This is a genomic window from Streptomyces sp. NPDC046465, assembly GCF_040646035.1.
In the GTDB taxonomy this organism is placed as follows: Bacteria; Actinomycetota; Actinomycetes; order Streptomycetales; family Streptomycetaceae; genus Streptomyces.
This window is the reverse complement of record NZ_JBEYZK010000009.1, coordinates 1-19373: the sequence shown is the minus strand read 5'-3', so window position 1 is coordinate 19373 and position 19373 is coordinate 1. Positions and strand designations below refer to the sequence as shown.

13 protein-coding genes and 1 pseudogene are annotated in these 19373 nt (G+C 70.8%); 4 read left to right on the top strand and 10 right to left on the bottom strand.

The genetic code is table 11. The features are described from left to right. Positions 1 to 15 precede the first annotated feature (15 nt). Together ABZ953_RS15515 and ABZ953_RS15510 are read right to left on the bottom strand one after the other, a co-directional pair. Positions 16 to 1344, bottom strand: coding sequence for a family 2 encapsulin nanocompartment cargo protein terpene cyclase (locus ABZ953_RS15515; RefSeq protein WP_361722821.1), 1329 nt, complete (start codon positions 1342 to 1344; stop codon positions 16 to 18). 124 nt (positions 1345 to 1468) lie between these two features. Further along, positions 1469 to 2881 (bottom strand): family 2B encapsulin nanocompartment shell protein, encoded by a 1413-nt coding sequence (locus ABZ953_RS15510; protein ID WP_361722818.1) that lies wholly within the window; start codon positions 2879 to 2881, stop codon positions 1469 to 1471. A gap of 428 nt (positions 2882 to 3309) precedes the next feature. On the opposite strand from ABZ953_RS15510, the gene ABZ953_RS15505 reads away from it, so the two are divergent. After that, the gene (locus ABZ953_RS15505) at positions 3310 to 4701 is read left to right on the top strand and encodes an NAD(P)-binding protein (protein ID WP_361722815.1); all 1392 of its coding nucleotides are present in this window, start codon (positions 3310 to 3312) and stop codon (positions 4699 to 4701) included. 24 nt (positions 4702 to 4725) lie between these two features. Here the strand turns inward: ABZ953_RS15505 and ABZ953_RS15500 are convergent, their stop codons facing one another. Next, a complete protein-coding gene (locus ABZ953_RS15500) occupies positions 4726 to 5355 on the bottom strand; it encodes an alpha-ketoglutarate-dependent dioxygenase AlkB (RefSeq protein ID WP_361722812.1) in 630 nt (209 codons plus the stop codon). A 150-nt stretch (positions 5356 to 5505) separates the two neighbouring features. Further along, entirely contained in the window at positions 5506 to 5772 is a 267-nt protein-coding gene (locus ABZ953_RS15495) for a GlsB/YeaQ/YmgE family stress response membrane protein (RefSeq protein WP_361722809.1), read from the bottom strand. 241 nt (positions 5773 to 6013) lie between these two features. Here ABZ953_RS15495 and ABZ953_RS15490 point away from each other — a divergent pair, with 241 nt between their 5' ends. Continuing rightward, complete coding sequence (locus ABZ953_RS15490) at positions 6014 to 8071, top strand: SpoIIE family protein phosphatase (protein WP_361722806.1); 2058 nt, start codon at positions 6014 to 6016, stop codon at positions 8069 to 8071. Between the two features lie 59 nt (positions 8072 to 8130). Here ABZ953_RS15490 and ABZ953_RS15485 read toward each other — a convergent pair whose 3' ends face one another. The 6 genes from ABZ953_RS15485 to ABZ953_RS15460 all read right to left on the bottom strand — a co-directional run bounded on the left by ABZ953_RS15485 (position 8131) and on the right by ABZ953_RS15460 (position 16663). Continuing rightward, positions 8131 to 9654 (bottom strand): catalase, encoded by a 1524-nt coding sequence (locus tag ABZ953_RS15485; protein ID WP_361722803.1) that lies wholly within the window; start codon positions 9652 to 9654, stop codon positions 8131 to 8133. Positions 9655 to 9823: 169 nt separating this feature from the next. Further along, entirely contained in the window at positions 9824 to 11554 is a 1731-nt protein-coding gene (locus ABZ953_RS15480) for a thiamine pyrophosphate-dependent enzyme (RefSeq protein ID WP_361722800.1), read from the bottom strand. Positions 11555 to 11623: 69 nt separating this feature from the next. Then, the gene (locus ABZ953_RS15475) at positions 11624 to 13207 is read right to left on the bottom strand and encodes an FMN-binding glutamate synthase family protein (protein ID WP_361722797.1); all 1584 of its coding nucleotides are present in this window, start codon (positions 13205 to 13207) and stop codon (positions 11624 to 11626) included. A 92-nt stretch (positions 13208 to 13299) separates the two neighbouring features. Then, on the bottom strand, positions 13300 to 13956 hold the full coding sequence (locus tag ABZ953_RS15470; RefSeq protein WP_361722794.1) for an endonuclease: 657 nt from the start codon (positions 13954 to 13956) through the stop codon (positions 13300 to 13302). Positions 13957 to 14020: 64 nt separating this feature from the next. Beyond that, the gene (gene glgX / locus ABZ953_RS15465; protein WP_361722791.1) at positions 14021 to 16141 is read right to left on the bottom strand and encodes a glycogen debranching protein GlgX; all 2121 of its coding nucleotides are present in this window, start codon (positions 16139 to 16141) and stop codon (positions 14021 to 14023) included. A gap of 36 nt (positions 16142 to 16177) precedes the next feature. Further along, positions 16178 to 16663 carry a pep a2 gene (locus ABZ953_RS15460; protein WP_361722788.1) on the bottom strand — a complete coding sequence of 162 codons (486 nt, stop codon included), beginning with the start codon at positions 16661 to 16663 and terminating at the stop codon, positions 16178 to 16180. Positions 16664 to 16922: 259 nt separating this feature from the next. Here ABZ953_RS15460 and ABZ953_RS15455 point away from each other — a divergent pair. Together ABZ953_RS15455 and ABZ953_RS15450 are read left to right on the top strand one after the other, a co-directional pair. Continuing rightward, positions 16923 to 17114, top strand: a pseudogene (locus tag ABZ953_RS15455) (DUF5133 domain-containing protein); the annotation flags it as partial. Positions 17115 to 17221: 107 nt separating this feature from the next. Beyond that, a complete protein-coding gene (locus ABZ953_RS15450; RefSeq protein ID WP_361722785.1) occupies positions 17222 to 19231 on the top strand; it encodes an alpha-1,4-glucan--maltose-1-phosphate maltosyltransferase in 2010 nt (669 codons plus the stop codon). Positions 19232 to 19373 lie beyond the last annotated feature (142 nt).

Genomic DNA, 19373 nt, shown 5'->3' with positions numbered 1-19373 from the left:
GATGAATCCATTCTCTTACCAGAAGTCGGGCAGGCTGTAGCGATAGGTGTTGGTCTGATGCCAGTGGTGGTTGCCGTCGACCCACGTGGCCACGCCCCGCAGGAAGCGCCGCACGTTCGGTACGGGGCAGGCGGCGGCCAGGGCCGCGGCTTCGGTCTCGAAGTCGTGCATGAGGTCGTTGTGGACCTCGACCGACTTCAGATAGGCGTCCCGGTCGGAGAGGCCCTCGCGTTCGGCGATCACGACGGGCAGGTTCAGGTGCCGGCCGGGTGCGTCGAGCTCCTTGGTGTAGGAGTAGAGGTCGTTCACGATGGTCGTCGCGTTGCCCGCGAGCGCGATGACCTTCTGCATGGCGGGCTGTGCGTGCAGGTCCGCCGGCAGTTCGTAGCCGCCGACGGTGTCGGTGATGGTGGGGCAGGGGCGGAAGTTGTTGAACTGGCGCATCGCCAGGTACTCCCACACCTCGGGGACGCGGTCCTCCTTGGCCCAGGCGGCCTCGGCGAGATACCCCATGTGCAGCCGGGCCATGTCGTGCCGGAACCGGTCGGCCTGGGAGGCGCTGGCCATCTCGCCGAAGTACTCCATGGCGGAGCGGTAGGCGCGCCGGGGTGCGTCCGAGTGGAGCGACTTCTCCCACTCGGGCTTGTACTCCCGCGTCGTGTGCAGGGGGTCGAGTGCGGTGTGTGCGAGGAGCAGGCGTTCGCCGAGCCCGTCGGGGGAGCCGCCGTGGTCCTCGCAGTAGCAGTCGTCCACCGCGTTCTCGGCGACCATCAGACGGGTGGCGAGCATCAGATGCTCGATGGTGGGGGCGTCCGGATGGCAGCCGACCATGTAGCGCCCCACGGAGAAGCCGTCGAACTCCTCCTCCCAGTCGTCCGGGTACAGGCTGACCTCGTCAAGCGCCCAGGCCTTGATCCGGCGGCTGACCTCCTCGACCCGCACCGGGTCGGGTTCCGGCACCGGGTGGTGGTAGAGGCCGGGGATCGGCGTCCCCTCGACAGCAGCGATGGCCGGGGCGGGCTCCGGCTCAGGAAGCGCCGGTGTCTCCTGCCGGGGGAACAGCCGCAGGCCCGCCGTGCCGAGACCCGTGGGGCCCCGAAGGACCTGTTCCAGATCGGCTTCCAGGACGGCGTCCGGTGACGGCGGTTCGGGCAACGAGAGCGAGGGAGGGCCGGGCAAGGAGGGTGGGGGAGGGTCGGGCGCGGCGGTCGTGCAGGGCGGGCCGCCGGTCGCGGCCGTGATGTCGCAGGCGCGGGCTGCGGCGTCCGCGAGGACGTGCGCCGCGAGGTCGGCGACAGCCTCCTCCAGGCCCGACTGCGGCGATGTCGGCTCAGGCGCGGGCATCGATGACTCCTTGATATCGATGGCTCCTTGATGGGGTGGGCGACTGGTCCCGGGGCCTGCCGGGCGGACGCGAGGGCCCCGCGGGACCGGGACGCCGTCGCGACCTGCCGCGCAGGCCCGGCCGTCAGCTGGGCCAGCGGGCGATCTGCACGTTCTCCAGGACGCCGACCGCGTCCGGCACGAGGATGGCGGCGGAGTAGTAGGTGCTGACGAGGTAGGAGGTGATCGCCTGCTCGTTGAGGCCCATGAAGCGGACCGACAGGCCGGGCTCGTACTCCTCCGGCAGACCCGTCTGGTGCAGACCGATGACGCCCTGGTTCTCCTCGCCCGTACGCATGCAGAGGATCGAGCTGGTCTTCTCCTCGGTGATGGGGATCTTGTTGCAGGGCAGAATCGGTACGCCCCGCCAGGCCGGGACCTGCTGGCCGCCGAGGTCGACGTGGTCGGGATAGAGCCCGCGCGCGTTGAACTCGCGCCCGATGGCCGCGATCGTCTTGGGGTGCGCCAGGAAGAACTTGGATCCGCGGCGGCGGCAGAGCAGTTCGTCCAGGTCGTCCGGGGTCGGCGGTCCCGCGTGCGTCTGGAAGCGCTGCTTGAAGTCGGCGTTGTGCAGCAGGCCGAACTCGCGGTTGTTGACCAGCTCGTGCTCCTGGCGCTCGCGCAATGCCTCGATGGTGAGCCGGAGCTGCTCCTTGGTCTGGTTCATCGGCCCGTTGTAGAGGTCGGCGACCCTCGTGTGGATGCGCAGGATGGTCTGCGCGACCGAGAGTTCGTACTCGCGCGGCTTCTCCTCGTAGTCGACGAAGGCGCCGGGCAGCTCCTGCTCGCCGGTGTGACCGGCCGACATCGCGATCTCCGCCTCGCCCCGGTGGTTCTGCCGGCGGTCGGCGCGCGACTTGAACTCCTCGACGTGCTCACGCAGGTTCGGCGCCGAGGACAGCACCGACTCGAAGTCGGCGCGGGACAGGGTGAGGAGGGTGCCCGATGTCTCGGCGGTCGCCGTCTGCTCCCACCGGGCGTCCTCGTCAAGGAGGGCGTCGTCCCCGAAGCGGTCACCGTCGGCGAGTACGTCCAGGGCGACCTCGTCGCCGTACCTGCCGACGGAGCGCTGACTGACGCGTCCGTGGGCGATCAGGTGCAGCCGGTCCGCGGGCGCGCCGCGCTCGACCAGCGTCTCACCGGCCCGGAACTCGCGCTGGACGCACCGGTCGGCGAGGGCGGTGAGCACGTCCACGTCGTCGAAGCCGTTCAGCGGGGCCAGTTCACCGAGTTCGCGCGGGATCACCCGGACGTCGGCGCCGTCCTGGATGAACTCCACGCGCCCGTCGCCGACGGTGAAGGTCAGCCGGCGGTTCACCCGGTAGACCCCACCCTTGGTCTCCACCCAGGGGAGCATCCGCAGCAGCCAGCGGGAGGTGATCTCCTGCATCTGCGGGGCGGACTTGGTCGTGGAGGCGAGGTTGCGGGCAGCCCTCGTGCCCAGGCTGGTCTGCTGGGGCGGTACCGACGGAGCTTCCTGTGTCGAGTCAACGGTCATGTGGCGAGCTCTCCTTGGGCAGGGCAGGGGCGCGCCGACAAGGGCGCCCTCGGGCGATGAGGAGGAAAGGGGCAGAGGAACGGGAATCCGTCCAGATCCAGAGGAACACTAAGGGCCGCTCCACCCCTCGAACCAAGGAAAGAGGGGGACATTAACTCGATACGTTGATCGAGCCCGCACGATGTTTGCCCGGGTACCGGCGGGATTCAGCCCCGATTTCCGGGGTGCCGACGCAGGCCTCGAACCGGCCCGTGCCGCCGCACCCAGCCAATGCCCGGCGCATGTGCCGCTGCCGGTCTCGCCGCCCGCCGTCCGAATCCCGACAGTGGGCGGTCCGGCGGGGCATGGCTGCGGTCACACTGCGCTCAGCCGCTGTCCCGGGGTGCAGAAGCGACACGGCGTGCCCAGCTGAGAGGAACGGACCGGTCATGGCCGACACCCAGCACGACCCGTCGCCCGGTACCCGCTGGCGGCGGGCTGTCGTCGTAGGCGGCGGATACGCGGGCCTCGTGACCGCACGGGCCCTGGCCGAGCACTTCGCCGAGGTCCTCGTCCTCGAACACGACCCGGTGGGGCCGGACACCGGGGTGCATCCCCATGCCCCGCAGGGCTACCACGCGCACGCACTCCTCGCCCGGGGTGGCGAGGCGCTCGAGGGCCTCTTTCCGGGGCTGCGGGCCGAACTCGCCGAACTGGGCGCGCCCGTCTTCGACTACGGAGAGCGCATCAGCTTCCTCCTGCCGACCGGATACGCCCCGCCCGACCGGGTCGGCGTGCCCGTCCAGACCTTCACCCGCGACGAACTCGAACGTCGCCTGCGGCAAAGGGTGTTGGCGCTCCCCGCGGTCCGGCTGCTCGCGGCGACCCGCTGCGAGACGGTGACGGCGAGCGCCCCCGGCCGCCTCGACCGGGTCCGTTACCGCGCCCACGAAGCCGACGTACCCGCCGAGGTCACTGAGGTCACCGAGGTCACCGCCGACCTGGTCGTCGACGCCTCGGGCCGCTCCACATCCGTCGACCGGTGGCTCACCGACGCGCGCCTTCCGGTGTCCGCCAAGACCGTCGTCAAGGCGAAGATCACCTACACCTCCGCCTGCTACGAACGTCCGGCCGGTGACGAGCAGGAGTTCGACATCGCGTACCAGATGGCCTTCGCGCCCGATGTGCCGCGCGGCGGGGTGGTGCTCGCCGTGGAGCACCACCGCTGGATGTGCTCACTGCTCGGCGTCGACCAGCACGTGCCGCCCACCGACGACGAGGGCTACCTGGACTTCGCCCACACGCTCGGCAACCCCCGCCTCGCCGAACAGATCAAGCGCGGCATCCGGCAGGGGGAGATCCGCCGCTACACCAACCCCGGCAACGAGTGGCGGCTGCACCACAAGAACGCCCGCTGGCCGGAGCGCCTCGTCGCGGTCGGCGACTCGCTCTGCGTGTTCAACCCCGTGTACGGGCAAGGGCTCACGGTCGCCGCCCTCGAGGCGGAGCTGCTCGGCCGCCTGCTGCGCCGCCGCCGGGCCGACGCGGCCGGGCTCGATGGTCTCAGCCGCGTCTACCAGCGCGCCGCGGCCCGTGTCATCCAGGTCCCGTGGACCCTGGCGACCAGCTCGGACCTCATGTGGACGCCCACCGGCCAACCGCTGCCCGCCCGCTTCGCCCACTGGTACAACCAGCACGTCTTCGCGCTCGCCGTGCACGACCCGGACATCTGGGCGCGGTTCGTGCGCGTGCTGAACATGACGGCTCCGCCTTCGCTGCTGTTCCGGCCCGCGGTCCTCGGCAAGGTGCTGCGGCGCGCGCTCACCCGCCGGTCCGGCTGAGCCGCCGGACCCGCCCCAGCCCCGTCATCGCACCCCGTGCGGCCGGAACTGGATGCTGACGCGACCGCCGCCGGTCCGGGCCGACTTGGGGATCGCGTGCTCCCAGGTGCGCTGGCAGGAGCCGCCCATCACGATCAGATCGCCGTGTCCGAGCGGGCGCCGGACGGTCCCGCCGCCACCGCGCGGCCTGAGCAGCAGATCGCGGGGTGCTCCCACGGAGAGGATGGCGACCATCGTGTTCTCGCGGGCGCCCCTGCCGATGCGGTCGCCGTGCCAGGCGACACTGTCGCGCCCGTCGCGGTAGTGGCACAGACCCGCCGTCGTGAAGGGTTCGCCGAGCTCGTCGGCGTAGTGCGCGGAGAGCGTGCGGCGCGCCTCGTCGAGAACGGCGTGGGGGAGTGGTTCCCCGGCTCCGTAGAAGGCGAGCAGGCGCGGCACGTCCACGACCCTCTCGTACATCTGCCGTCGTTCGGCCTTCCAGGGGACCTCCGTGGCCAGCTGTTCGAACAGCAGGTCGGCGCCCTTGAGCCAGCCCGGCAGGAGGTCGATCCATGCCCCGTCCCCGAGCACCGTCCTGCGGATCGCGGTGAGCGGGCCGAGGCGTACGTCGTCGGTCTGGTCGAAGAGCGAGCCCTGGAGCTGGTGCGTGGACATGCGGCCAAGTGTACGCCTGAATCGAACACGTGCGCTAATTCGATACGGGTTCCCGGCCCGCACACGAAAGCGCCCGCCCGGAGGCGACGGCGGAGAGGAGTCTCCGGGCCGTCGGCACCGGGCGGGCGCCGTTCGGTACGACCGATCGGGTCAGTGGGCCCGCTTCCCCGTGAACAGGCGGTAGAGGAACAGGACGATCACGGAACCAATGATGGCGGCGATCCAGGTCGACAGGTGGAAGAAGCCGTTGATCGAGTGAACCCCGAAGATCACCTTGCCGAGCCAACCGCCGAGCAGCCCGCCCACGATGCCGATGAGCATCGTCACCAGGCAGCCGCCCGGGTCCTTGCCCGGGGTGAGGGCCTTGGCGATGGCGCCCGCGATGAGGCCGATCAGGATCCAGGCGATGATGCCCACGAGAACGTTCCTTTCCCTTGTGTGCACGACGGCATGTGAGCTGCCGTCCGACTCAATGACGGATGTCCCGGCCCGGGCGTCTCACACAGGACCAAGGTCACGGGACGAGGGACGAAAGTCGGTTTTACGGCGGAGCCACCGGTGGAGCGGTCCCCGTAGTCACATGGTCACCCGAACCGTCCGGCCGCGCGCGTCGGGCAGCGGGCGCTTATGGTGGCCGAGCGGCATACCGGAGACCTCCATGACGTCAGCCAAGAAGCCACCCCTCGATCTGGAACAGTGCCTGCTCCTGACCGGCGTGGGCTGCTTCGACTGGGACCTGCGGAGCGGGGACCTCGCTCTCGGACCGGGCGCGCTCGCCCTGCTCGATCTGCGCCCCGAGGAATTCGACGGCACGGTCGGCTCGCTGCAGGGACGGCTGCCCCCCGAGGAGGCCGTCCGCATCAACTACGCGGTCACCGAAGCCATCACCACGGGCGCCGACTCCTACGGCGTGTACTTCCGGGTCCGCCGGCGCGACGGTTCCCTGCGCCTCGGCCACGCCCGCGGACGCGTCCTGCGCGGCGACGAGGGAGGGGCTGTCCGCGTCCTCGGCATCCTGCGGTCGGCCACGAACGACGGGACGCAACTCGCGGCCACCGACCCCAAGGAGGAGCGCCGCCAGGGCATCGCCCTGATGGTGCAGGGCACCACGCAGGCCCTCTCGCGGGCCGTCACGGTCGACGACGTCGTGGCGGTACTGTCCGGCGCGAGCGGCCTCGACCGGTTCGCCGCCGACGGTCTTGTCCTCGGCCTCGTCGAGGGGGACAGCCTGAAACTGATCGCCCTCGTGGGCCAGTCGATGCAGGCTCTCGACGAACTCAAGCTGTACAAGGTCGACGAATCGCTGCCGCTCGCCGAGGCCGTCATGACCCGCCAGCCCCGCTTCGTGGGCTCGCTGCCGGGTCTCGCACGGCGCTTCACCCGCCTGCGGCCCTACATCGAGAGCATGAAGCTGGACTCGGCGGCGTTCCTGCCGCTGGTCGCGCAGGACCGCGCCATCGGCGGGCTCGCCCTCTTCTACCGCGGCCGCAGGGAGTTCAGCGACGCGGACCGCAATCTGTGCATCGGGCTCTCCGGGATCGTCGCGCAGTCGCTGCAACGCGCCATGCTGTTCGACGAGGAACGCGACCTCGCCAAGAGCCTGCAGGCCACGATGTTGCCGCGCGGAATCCCCCACGTCGCGGACACCGAGCTCGCCGTGCGCTATCACGCGGCCTGGGGCGGCCGGGAGGTCGGAGGCGACTTCTACGACGTCGTCTCCCTGCCCCGCGGACGCATCGGCGTGGTCGTCGGGGACGTACAGGGACACGACACCCACGCGGCGGCCATCATGGGGCAGCTGCGCATCGCCCTGCGGGCCTTCGCCGGTGAGGGGCACCCGCCCGCGACGGTGCTCTCCCGCGCCTCCCGCTTCCTGGCCGAGCTCGACACCGAGCGCTTCGCCACCTGCACCTACGCCCAGTTCGACCCCGCCACGGGCGTCGTACGCGCGGTGCGGGCCGGTCATCTGCCGCCCCTCGTGCGCCATGTGGACGGCAGAGTGGGCGTGCCACGGGTGCCCGGCGGGCTGCCGCTGGGTCTCGCCACGGAGTTCGGCATGGAGGACTACCCCGAGGTGCGGCTCGACCTCGTGCCGGGCGAGACCATGGTGCTGTGCACGGACGGGCTCGTGGAGGACTCCGGGCTCGACCTCGACACCGGGATGCGGAACCTCGCCGCGGTGCTGAGCGAAGGACCCGAGGCGGCCGAAGACCTGGCGGACCACCTCTCGCGCGCGCTCTGGGAGAGGTGGGGCACCGGTGACGACGTGGCACTCCTGGTGCTGCGCCGCCGCCCCGACCCCGGAACACTCCAGGAACCGCGCATCCACCGCTACGTCCACCAGGCCGACCCCGAAGGGCTCGCCGACGCACGCGCGGCGCTGCGGGAACACCTCGCGTCCTGGGGCATGGGCGAGGTCGCCGACGATGTCGAGGTGGCGGCGGGCGAACTCCTCGTCAACGCCCTGGTCCACACCGAGGGCGGCGCGATCCTCACGCTCGAGGTGCTCAGCGGCCCGCCGCGCCGGGTCCGGCTCTGGGTCAAGGACCGCTCCAGCGACCGCCCCCGCAAGCGGACACCGGGGGAGACCGCCACATCGGGCCGCGGGATGCTCCTGGTGGAGGCGGTCGCCACCGGCTGGGGCGTCGAACCCCGGGGCGAGGGCAAGGCGGTCTGGTGCGACTTCGACGTTCCGGAGAGCGGGCCGGAGAGCTGAGAACGCGTGGGGCCGCCGCCCCGAAGGGCAGCGGCCCCACGCGGGAACCGGAAGCGGTGTCAGGCCTTGTCCTGCATGCTGCTTCGCGCGGGATTGGCCTGCTCGGCGGCCTTCGGGTCCTTCTCGTCCGCCTTGGCGCGCACGCCCTGCTCGATGCGCTCACCGATGGACTTGTCGATGTTCGACCAGTACTCGAAGGCGCGGACGAGTACGGGCTCGGTCACGCCGTTGAGCAGGTGTCCGACCACGTTGTCCACGAGGCGGTCCCGCTCGGCGGCGCCCAGGACCTCGCGGACCATGGTGCCCGGCTGGCCCCAGTCGTCGTCCTCGGCGTGGTCGACGTAGGCGGCGCGGGTGATGTCACCGTCCGCGTACCAGCTGGGCGGGTTGCCGAAGCGTGCCGTGTCGGCCGCGGGGCCGCCCTTGGAGTTCGGCGCGTAGACCGGGTCCGTGGTCTTGTTGTACGCCATGGCCCCGTCCTTGGAGTACGTGTTCACCGGCACGACGGGGGCGTTGACCGGCAGCTGCTGGTAGTTGCCGCCGATCCGGTGACGGTGCGCGTCGGCGTAGGAGAACAGCCGCGCGAGGAGCATGCGGTCGGGGCTGGGACCGATGCCGGGGACCAGGTTGTTCGGCTGGAACGCCGCCTGCTCGATCTCGGCGTGGTTGTCCGTGGGGTTGCGGTCCAGGGTCATCCGGCCGACCTCGATCAGCGGGTAGTCGCCGTGCGGCCACACCTTGGTCAGGTCGAACGGGTTGAACCGGTACGTCGCCGCGTCCTCGTACGGCATGATCTGCACGTGCAGCGTCCAGCTGGGGTACTCCCCGTCCCGGATGTGCTCGAAGAGATCACGGGTGTGGTAATCCGTGTCGGCCGCGGCCATCTGGTCGGCCTCGTGCTGCGTGAAGTGCTCGACGCCCTGGTCGGTCTTGAAGTGGTACTTCACCCAGAACCGCTCGCCCTGCGCGTTGATCCACATGTACGTGTGCGAGGTGTAGCCGTTCATGTGGCGCCAGGTGCGCGGAATGCCGCGGTCACCCATCAGCCAGGTGACCTGGTGGGCCGACTCGGGCGAGAGGGTCCAGAAGTCCCACTGCATGTCGTGGTCGCGGAGGTTGTTGTCCGCACGGCGTTTCTGGGACCGGATGAAGTGCTGGAACTTCATCGGGTCCTTCACGAAGAAGACCGGGGTGTTGTTCCCGACCATGTCGTAGTTGCCTTCGCTGGTGTAGAACTTCACCGCGAATCCGCGCGGGTCGCGCCAGGTGTCCGGGCTGCCGCGCTCGCCCGCGACGGTGGAGAAGCGGGCCACGAGGTCGGTCCGGGTGCCCGGCTGGAAGACCGCGGCCTTCGTATAGGCGCTGACGTCCGCGGTGACCTCGAAGTGACCGAAGGCGCCGCTGCCCTTGGCGTGCGGCTGCCGTTCGGGGATCCGCTCCCGGTTGAACTGCGCCATCTGTTCGATCAGATAGGAGTCCTGGAGGAGGATCGGGCCACCGGCGCCAACGGTGAGCGAGTGTTCGTCGCTCTCGACCGGAACGCCGGCATCGGTGGTGGTGGCCTTACCTGTGGCGTCGTTCATGGGCTACGTGTGCCTTTCCTGCGGCGGTGTCTGGCGCTGGCGATAAGTCCATATTGCGGCTTTTTTGATAGTGCGGCGATTCGCCGAAGCGGGCGGATCCCGTCGGACAGCCCTCGGGTGCCCGACTTGGCGCCGGCAATACCTGGTGCGCACATCTGTTTCCGGCCGGTCAGTGGCCGCCGGGGCTGGTGAGGTTCTCGCGGATCTTGGCGATGGCGAAGCCCCAGCCCTGCTGCACGGTCGGCTTGGCCGGTACGGCGATCTCCTCGGGGTTGGTGAGGACGTCCAGGAGCACGGGGCCCGGCGTGGCGAAGGCCCGCGCGACCGCCTCCGCGAGATCCTCGGCCCGGCTCACCCGGATGCCCGTGATGCCAAGGGCCCCCGCGACGGCGGCGAAGTCCGGGTTGTCCAGCTCGGTGCCGAACTCCGGCAGGCCCGCCTCCTCCTGCTCCAGCTTCACCATCCCGAGCCGCTGGTTGTCGAAGACGACGAGCTTGACCGGCAACTGGCGGCTGCGGATCGTCATGAGGTCACCGAGGAGCATGCCGAGACCGCCGTCGCCGCAGAAGGCGACGACCTGCCGGTCGGGGTCGAGGAGCTGGGCGCCGATCGCCTGCGGCATCGCGTTGGCCATGGAGCCGAGGTTGTACGAACCGAGCAGGCGCCGGGAGCCGCGCATCTCGACGAAGCGCGACAGCCACACGGTGGCCATGCCGGTGTCCGAGGTGAAGACGGCGTCGTCCGCCGCCGCGGCGTCCACTGCGGCGGCAAGGGCCTCCGGGCGGACCAGGTGGTCCCGGTTGTCGAACGCGGACCGCACCTTGCCGATCAGGCCGCGGTCGTGCCCAGGGGCGGCAAGGCGCTGCTGCCCCTCCTGCCACTTGGTGAACTTCTCGCGCGCCCCGTCCAGATGCCCGCGGTCCGAGCGCTGCTCAAGGCGCTCCAGAAGGCCCCGCACGGTGGGGCCGACATCGGCGGCGAGGGCCACGTCCACCGGCACGCGCCGGCCGATGTGCTCGGCGACCCGGTCGACCTGGACGACCTTCTTGCCCTCCGGATACCACTCCCGGTACGGGAAGTCGGTGCCGAGCAGCAGCAGCGTGTCGGCGTGGTCCATCGCGTGGGCGGCGGCCGGATTGCCGATGAGGCCCGTCTGGCCGACCTGGTAGGGGTTGTCGCCCTCGAAGCCTTCCTTCGCCTTCAGGGTGAGCACCATGGGCGCGGCAAGGCGTTCCGCGAGGGCGAGCACGTCCTCGCGGGCGCCGCGCGCGCCCCGGCCGACCAGCATGGTGACCTTGCCGCCGTCGGCCAGGGCGGCGGCCGCGCCGTCGAGCACCGGGTCGTCGGGCCGGTTGGCGGACTCCGCCACGGAGAGCCGGGCCGGCCGGTCGTTCGGCAGCTCCTTGCCGCCGACGTCGCCGGGGACCGTGAGGACGGCCACGCCGCGGCGCCCGATCGCGCTGCGCACGGCGATCTCCAGGAGGCCGGGCAGCTGCTCCGGGGAGGTGACGGTGGCGCGGAAGACGGCGACGTCCCGGAAGAGAAGGTCGTTGTCGACCTCCTGGAAGTAGTCGGTGCCCACCTCGGCGAGGGGCACCTGACCGGCGATGGCGAGCACCGGAGTGCCGCTCTTGGCCGCGTCGTACAGGCCGTTGAGCAGGTGCACGGAGCCGGGCCCCACGGTGCCCATGCAGACCCCGAGGGTGTCGGTGAGCTGCGACTGGGCACCGGCGGCGAAGGCCGCGGCCTCCTCGTGCCGGCAGCCCACCCACTCGACGGAATCGCTCTCACGGATGGCGTCGGTGAAAGGATTCAGAGCGTCTCCCACCACGCCGAAGACGTGGCGCACTCCGAGTTCTTCCAGGGCGTCGGTGACGACGCGGGCAACAGTGCGTGACATGGGGTGTTCCTCTCACGATTCACGGAGAACAGGCTTGAACAGGTGACGGCCGGACGGGGGAGAGGGCCGTCAGGAAGCGAAGGAATCGGGGTCGGCGGCGCGCCAGTCGGCGGCCCAGCCTTCGGGCCCCCCGGCGAGCAGTTCCCCGGGGGAGAGCCACTCGTACAGCTCGGCATAGGAGCGGAAGCGGCCGTGGTCCTCGCGGCGCCGCAGCAGATGAGGGCCGAGCTGCGAGGGGTCGCGCACGCCCATCGCGGCCATGATCCGCAGCGCGCTCTTGACGGTGGCCTGCTGGTAGCGCGTGACGCGGGCGGACTTGTCCACCACGTCGAGGGCGCGGGCGCGGCGCGGGTCCTGGGTGGTGACGCCGGTCGGACAGCGGTTGGTGTGGCAGCGCTGGGCCTGGATACAGCCGACGGCGAACATCATGGCGCGGGCGGCATTGGTGTAGTCGGCGCCCATGGCGAGCCGCTTGACGATGTCGGAGCCCGTCGCCACCTTGCCGCTGGCGCCGATGCGGATACGTTCCCGCAGCCCCGCCCCCGTCAGCGCGCTGTGCACGGCGATCAGGCCCTCGGTCAGCGGCATGCCGAGGTGGTCGGCGAACTCGAGAGGGGCCGCGCCCGTGCCGCCCTCCGCACCGTCCACGACGATGAAGTCGGGCGTGATCCCCTCCGCCACCATGGCCTTGCACACGGCGAGGAACTGCGTCCGGGACCCCGGGCAGAGCTTGAAGCCCACCGGTTTGCCGCCGGTCAGCTCCCGCAGCCGCGCGAGGAAAAGGACCAGTTCGCGCGGGGTGGAGAAGACACGGTGGTACGGGGGCGACACGACGGTCTCGCCCTCGGGCACACCGCGTACGGAGGCGATCTCGGCGTTGACCTTGCTGCCGGGCAGGACGCCGCCGATCCCCGGCTTCGCACCCTGCGACAGCTTGAGCGATACGCAGCGGACGGCGGGGTGGGCGGCCTTCTCGGCGAACTTCTTCTCGTCGAAGTCCCCGTCGCGGGTGCGGCACCCGAAGTAGCCGGTGCCGATCTCCCAGACGAGGTCGCCGCCGGGGCGCAGGTGGTACTCCGACAGGCCGCCCTCACCGGTGTCGTGGGCGAAGCCGCCGCGTGCCGCCCCCGTGTTCAGGGCCAGGACGGCGTTGGCGGAGAGCGAGCCGAAACTCATCGCCGACACGTTGAGGAGAGCCATGTCGTACGGCTCGCCGCAGTCGGGCCCGCCGATCCGGACGCGGGGCGGCTCCTCGGGCACCTCCAGCGGTGCCATGGACGGCACGAGGAGCTCGTAGCCGCGCTGGTCCATGTCGCGCTCGCTGCCGAACGGCTCCTCGGCGGAGACGCCCTTGGCCCGCTCGTACACGATGCTGCGGGTGTCGCGGTCGAACGGCCTGCCGTCGTAGTTGCGCTCCACGAAGTACTGCTGCAGCTCCGGGCGCAGTGCCTCCATGAGGAAGCGCAGATGGCCGAGGACGGGGTAGTTGCGCAGCACCGAGTGCCGTCGCTGGACGAGGTCGTACACCCCGGTCAGTGCCACGGCCACGAAGGGGGCGGCGGCGAACCACCACCACGGGGAGGCGAGCAGCGCCAGGAGCACACCCCCTGCCGCACAGGCCGTCAGCAGGGCCACCATTGCGAAACGCGTCATGATCCTCATTTGACCTGAATTCGGCATGTCACACGTGTCCCGGCCGACCTGTCGTTACGCCGTCCGGTGCGGTGGCGCGGTCCCGCCGGGCGTCACGGACGGTCGCCGGCCCGCTCCAGACACGCGGCCACGATCTTCTTGTCCAGCGCGGCCCGTACGAGCGCGGCGGCCAGCACGCCGGTCCGTTCGCCGTCGGCGAGGCGCAGCAGCCCGGCCGCGGTCCGCGGCAGCCCGAGGCGCTCCGCACCCTGCAGCACCTTGGCGTCGAGGCGCGGCCGGTACTCGGTCCACACGTCCTGCACCTCGCGCAGAAAGATGTCCACGCCGGTGGGGCCGAGCCCCGGCACCCGCCGCAGCATCCGCTGCAGGGCGGCCTCGTCACCGTCGGCCTCATCCCGGACCCGGCGCAGGTCGCCGTGCCACTCCTCGGTGACCAGGCGGGCGCCGTCGCCGAGCTGGGTCGCGGTCCGTTCGTCGTAGCGCCGGTAGCCGCCGCGTCCCAGGGCGTCGACGCGCTGCTGCCAGGTGGCGTCGGCCATCTGCCGCGGCCCGCGCATCCCGGCGTCGTACAGGGCGCGGGCACTCGCCACCGCGACGGAGGCCCGGATGCGGGCGCTGAGCAAGGAGGACAGGACGAGGGTGCGGTAGAGCGCCTTGGGGGTGTCGGACAGCCGGATGCCCGCCTCCGCGGCATACGTCTGTCCCGAGGTCCTGAGCAGTTCGCGCAGCACAGCCTGCTGGCCGGCCATGGCGCCACCTCCTGGGCGTCGTCGCGGTGGTATCTGGTCCTGCTACCCGCCGACGGCCACTCGACTACGACGGGGCGCGCACCGGGGGCCGCGACAGCACGAGCAGGCTGTGCGGCGCCAGGGTGACCTCGCTGTCGGCCTTGTGCTCCGTCTCGTCCGAGAGGCCCTGCGGGTCCGTCGTGTCGAGCCGGGTCTCCCAGCGCTCGCCGAACACGGCGTCCGGCAGCCGGAAGAGGACCGGGGCACCGCAGCTGTTCAGCAGGAGCAGGAAGGAGTCGTCCACCACGGGCCTGCCGTGCGAGTCGGGCTCCGCGATGGCGTCGCCGTTGAGGAAGACGCCGACGGCGTGGGCGTCGGGGCGCTGCCAGTCCTCGTCCGTCATCTCGTGGGCGTCGGGGCGCAGCCACACCAGGTCGGGCAGCGGCGGGCTCTCCTGGGCCGGGGCCTCGCCGCGGAAGAAGCGGCGCCTGCGCAGCACCGGGTGCGCGGCGCGCAGTGCGATGGCGCGCCGGGTGAAGCCGATCAGTGCGCGCTGGTCCGCGTCGAGGTCCCAGTCGATCCAGGAGATCTCGTTGTCCTGGCAGTAGGCGTTGTTGTTGCCCCGCTGTGTGCGGCCCAGTTCATCGCCGTGCGCGAGCATCGGGATGCCCTGCGAGACCATGAGGGTGGCGAGGAAGTTGCGCTGCTGGCGCGCCCGCAGCTCCAGGATCCGCCCGTCCGTGGTGGGGCCCTCCGCCCCGCAGTTCCACGAGCGGTTGGCGTTGTCGCCGTCCCGGTTCCCCTCCGCGTTGGCCTCGTTGTGCTTGTCGTTGTACGAGACCAGGTCGCGCAGGGTGAAGCCGTCGTGGGCGGTGACGAAGTTGACGCTGGCCCGCGGGCGGCGGCGGTCGCGCTGATAGAGGTCGGAGGAGCCGGTCAGGCGGGAGGCGAACTCGGCGAGCGTGTGGTCCCCGCTGCGCCAGAAGTCCCGTACCGCGTCCCGGTACTTGCCGTTCCACTCCGACCACAGGGGCGGGAAGTTGCCGACCTGGTAGCCCCCGTCGCCGACGTCCCACGGCTCGGCGATGAGCTTGACGCGGCCGACCACAGGGTCCTGCTGGACCAGATCGAAGAAGGCCGAAAGGCGGTCCACGTCGTGGAACTGGCGCGCGAGCGTGGCCGCCAGGTCGAAACGGAACCCGTCGACGTGCATCTCGGTCACCCAGTACCGCAGCGAGTCCATCACCAGCTGCAGGACGTTGGGATGCCGCATCAGCAGGCTGTTTCCCGTGCCGGTGGTGTCGAAGTAGTGAGCCGGATCGCCTTCCGGGAGCCGGTAGTACGAGGCGTTGTCGATGCCGCGGAAGGCGAGCGTGGGGCCGTTCTCGTTGCCCTCGGCCGTGTGGTTGTAGACCACGTCGAGGATCACTTCGAGGCCGGCCGCGTGCAGCGCCTTGACCATCGACTTGAACTCCGTGACCTGCTCGCCCCGGGTGCCGTGCGCCGCGTAGCCGTTGTGCGGGGCGAAGAAGCCGATGGAGGCGTACCCCCAGTAGTTGGACAGGCCGCGGTCGCGCAGGAAGCCGTCCTGCACGTACTGGTGCACGGGCATCAGCTCGACGGCGGTCACCCCCAGGGACGTCAGGTGCTCGATGACCGCGTCGCTCGCGAGGCCCGCGTACGTGCCGCGCAGCTCCGGGGGCACCCCCGGGTGCCGGTGCGTCAGGCCGCGTACGTGCGTCTCGTAGACGACCGTCTCGGCGTAGGGCCTGCGGGGCGGCCGGTCGTCGCCCCAGGTGAAGGACGGGTCGACGACCACCGAGAGAGGGGTGTGCCCGGCGCTGTCGGCCGGTTCGGGCCCGTGCGGGGCGTGTTCGTACAGCGCGGCGTCGTTGTCGATCTGTCCCTCGACGGCTCTGGCGTACGGGTCGAGGAGCAGTTTGGCGGGGTTGCAGCGGTGGCCCGCGGCGGGGTCCCAGGGGCCGTGCACGCGATAGCCGTACCGCTGCCCCGGGCCGACTCCGGGCAGGTAGCAGTGCCAGACGAAGCCGTCGACCTCAAAGAGGGTGACGTCGTCGCGTGTGCCGTCGTCGTGCAGGAGGACGAGGACGACGCGCTCGGCCACCTCGCTGAACAGGGCGAAGTTCGTGCCTTCGCCGTCGTACGTGGCGCCCAGGGGGAAAGGGGATCCGGTCCAGGTGCGCACACGACTGCCTTCCTCAACGGGTGGGCCTGGCAGGCTCTATGTGTCCGGTGAACCCGCCAGGACTGCCATGCTCTCCTCCCGCGGCACCTCCAGCGACTCGGGGACGCAGGGCACGGGCGTGACGGGGGTCAGCGGGACGTGGTCGGGCGTCCGGTCGCGGCACGCGAACCAGATGATCTTTCCGACGGCCGCCGGGCAGCTGCCCCAGCCGTCGCTCAGCGCGGCGATCTGGGTGAGGGGGCCTTGCGGCGCGTAGTGCAGGCCGGGCAGGTCACGGTCCTTGTCCGAGACGGCGGTGATGAGATGGTGGCCCGTCCACCACATCTCGATGGCCGTCTCCTTGTCCGTCCCGTGCTCCTCGACTGCCCGGAGCAGCACCTGGGTGCAGTGGCAGACGGGTTCGACGAGGAAGTGCAGACCCCAGTGCCGTAGATGCGCGGCCAGGATGCGACCGACCTGATCGACCTTCTCCGGGCCGATCTCCACGTCGAGGTGGTAATAGCGGGGTGTCGCCGACTTCATGGTGCGTGGCTCCTCTCGGCAGAGCTCCCGCTCCTCCTCGGCCCCGCGGGCCGGGCCCCGAACACGAAACGTGAGCACTCATCGCTCCTGAGTCATTTTCAGAGTGGGATCACTACTCCATTCGCGCAACACGAGCGAGCAGGCCGATTGTTCAAAACCCAACAAGACGCTGCGTGGTCGAGCGTGCACCATGAGTGGAAACCCGGTCGGCGCGAGCCGCCCGGTTCTCTCTGCGCAGAACGAGAAGGTGAGCAGCGTGGTGCTGTTGCCTGCCAAAGATGTCGTCGCGCGGCATCTGAGTCAGTACCGGTCGTGGGAACGGCAGTTGTTCATCCGTCCCGCCGACCCCGCCGTGCGCACACAGTTCGAGGACAGCGCGTACACGCTGTGCGTCCTGATGGGCGAGTGCACGGCGCGGGTGGCTGCCGAGGCGGCCGAGGAGTACCTGCGTCCGCGCGCCGCAGGCCGGCCGCGGCCGGCGCCCGAGCCCCTGGGGCAGTAGTCACACGCGGCTCCCGCCGGGACCGTGCCCGCCACGAGCCGGTGGAGGAGAGACCGATGACCGCAGTTCCGGGGACGAGCTTCGCCCCCGTCCCCGTCCGGGACGTCGGGCCGGTCGTCGACGGCGGCCGCCGCCCGGCCAAGGCGGTGCCCGGTGAGACCTTCCTGGTCACGGCAACGGTCTTCGGCGAGGGGCACGGCGCGGTCGGCGCCAACGTCGTGCTGCTGGGCCCCGACGGGCGGTGCGGCCCCTGGGCACCCATGCGCGAACTGTCCCCGGGCACCGACCGCTGGGGCGCCGCGATCACACCGGACGCGGAGGGGCACTGGACGTACGCCGTGGAGTCCTGGACGGATCCCGTGACGGCGTGGCGCCGCGCGGCGGAGGTCAAGGTCCCCGCGGGCATCGACGTCGGACTGGTCCTCGAAGAGGGGGCGTTGCTGCACGAGCGGGCCGCGGCCGCGGTGCCGGAAGGGGCTGACCGGCAGACCCTGCTGACCGCCGCGGACGCGCTCCAGGACGACCTGCGGCCCCCGCCCGCGCGCCTCGACGCCGCGCTGGCCTCCCGGGTGACGGCGGTCCTCGCCCGCTTCCCGCTGCGCGAGCGCGTCACCCGCTCGGACGCTTTCCCCCTCCTGGTCGAGCCGCGCAGGGCGCTGTTCGGTTCCTGGTACGAGTTCTTTCCGCGCTCGGAGGGTGCGCTGGTCCGGCCGGGCGCGCCGCCGGTCTCCGGTACGTTCCGTACCGCGTCGGCGCGGCTGCCCGCCATCGCCGAGATGGGCTTCGACGTCGTCTATCTGCCGCCGATCCATCCCATCGGCACCACCTACCGCAAGGGCCCCGACAACGCCCTGTCGGCAGGCCCGCACGACGTGGGTGTGCCGTGGGCGATCGGTTCGCCGGAGGGGGGTCACGACGCCGTCCATCCGGACCTGGGCACCCTGGAGGACTTCGACGCCTTCGTGGGCGAGGCCGGGCGGCTCGGTCTCGAAGTGGCCCTGGACTTCGCGCTGCAGTGCTCACCGGACCACCCGTGGGTGGAGAAACACCCCGAGTGGTTCCATCACCGCGCGGACGGCTCCATCGCGTACGCGGAGAACCCGCCGAAGAAGTACCAGGACATCTACCCCATCGACTTCGACCAGGACCTGCCGGGGCTGGTCGCGGAGACGGTGCGGCTGCTGCGGTTCTGGATGGGCCACGGGGTCCGCGTGTTCCGCGTCGACAACCCGCACACCAAGCCCGTCGCGTTCTGGGAACTGGTGCTCGCCGACATCCACCGCACCGACCCCGACGTGCTGTTCCTGGCCGAGGCCTTCACTCGGCCGCCGCTTGTGCAGGCGCTGGCCCAGGCCGGATTCCAGCAGTCGTACACGTACTTCACCTGGAAGAACACCAAGCAGGAACTCACCGACTACCTGACGGAGCTCTCCGTCGGGACCGCCCACTTCCTGCGCCCGAACTTCTTCGTGAACACCCCCGACATCCTGTCCGAGTTCCTCCGGACGGGTGGCCGCCCGGCCTTCGAGATCCGGGCGGTCCTGGCCGCCACGCTCGCACCGAGCTGGGGCGTGTACGCCGGGTTCGAGCTGTGCGAGAACAGCGCCGTGCGACCGGGGAGCGAGGAGTACCTGCGGTCGGAGAAGTACCAGCTGCGACCACGCGACTGGGCGGCGGCCGAGCGCGAAGGGCGCACCATCACGCCCCTGATCACCGCGCTGAACCGGATCCGACGGCGGCACCCCGCCCTGCAGCAGCTCCGGAACCTCTACTTCCACCAGGCCGACAGCGACGCGGTCATCGTCTACAGCAAGTCCGACGGTGACGACACGGTCCTGGTGGTCGTCAATCTGGACCCGCGTCAGGCAAGCGAAGCCACGGTGTCCCTGGACATGCCGCAACTGGGCCTCGACTGGGACGAGACCGTGCCGGTGCGCGACGAGCTCACCGGCGACACCTACCACTGGGGCAGGACCAACTATGTGCGCCTCGAACCGGGCCGCGCGCCCGCGCACGTACTCGTCCTGCGACCGTCCTCACCACTGAGAGGGTCACCCACACCATGACCGTCAACGAGCCCGTCCAGGACACCTTCGAGGACACACCGGCGAAAGACCGGGATCCCGACTGGTTCAAGCGTGCCGTCTTCTACGAGGTCCTTGTCCGCTCCTTCCAGGACAGCAACGGCGACGGCATCGGCGACCTCAA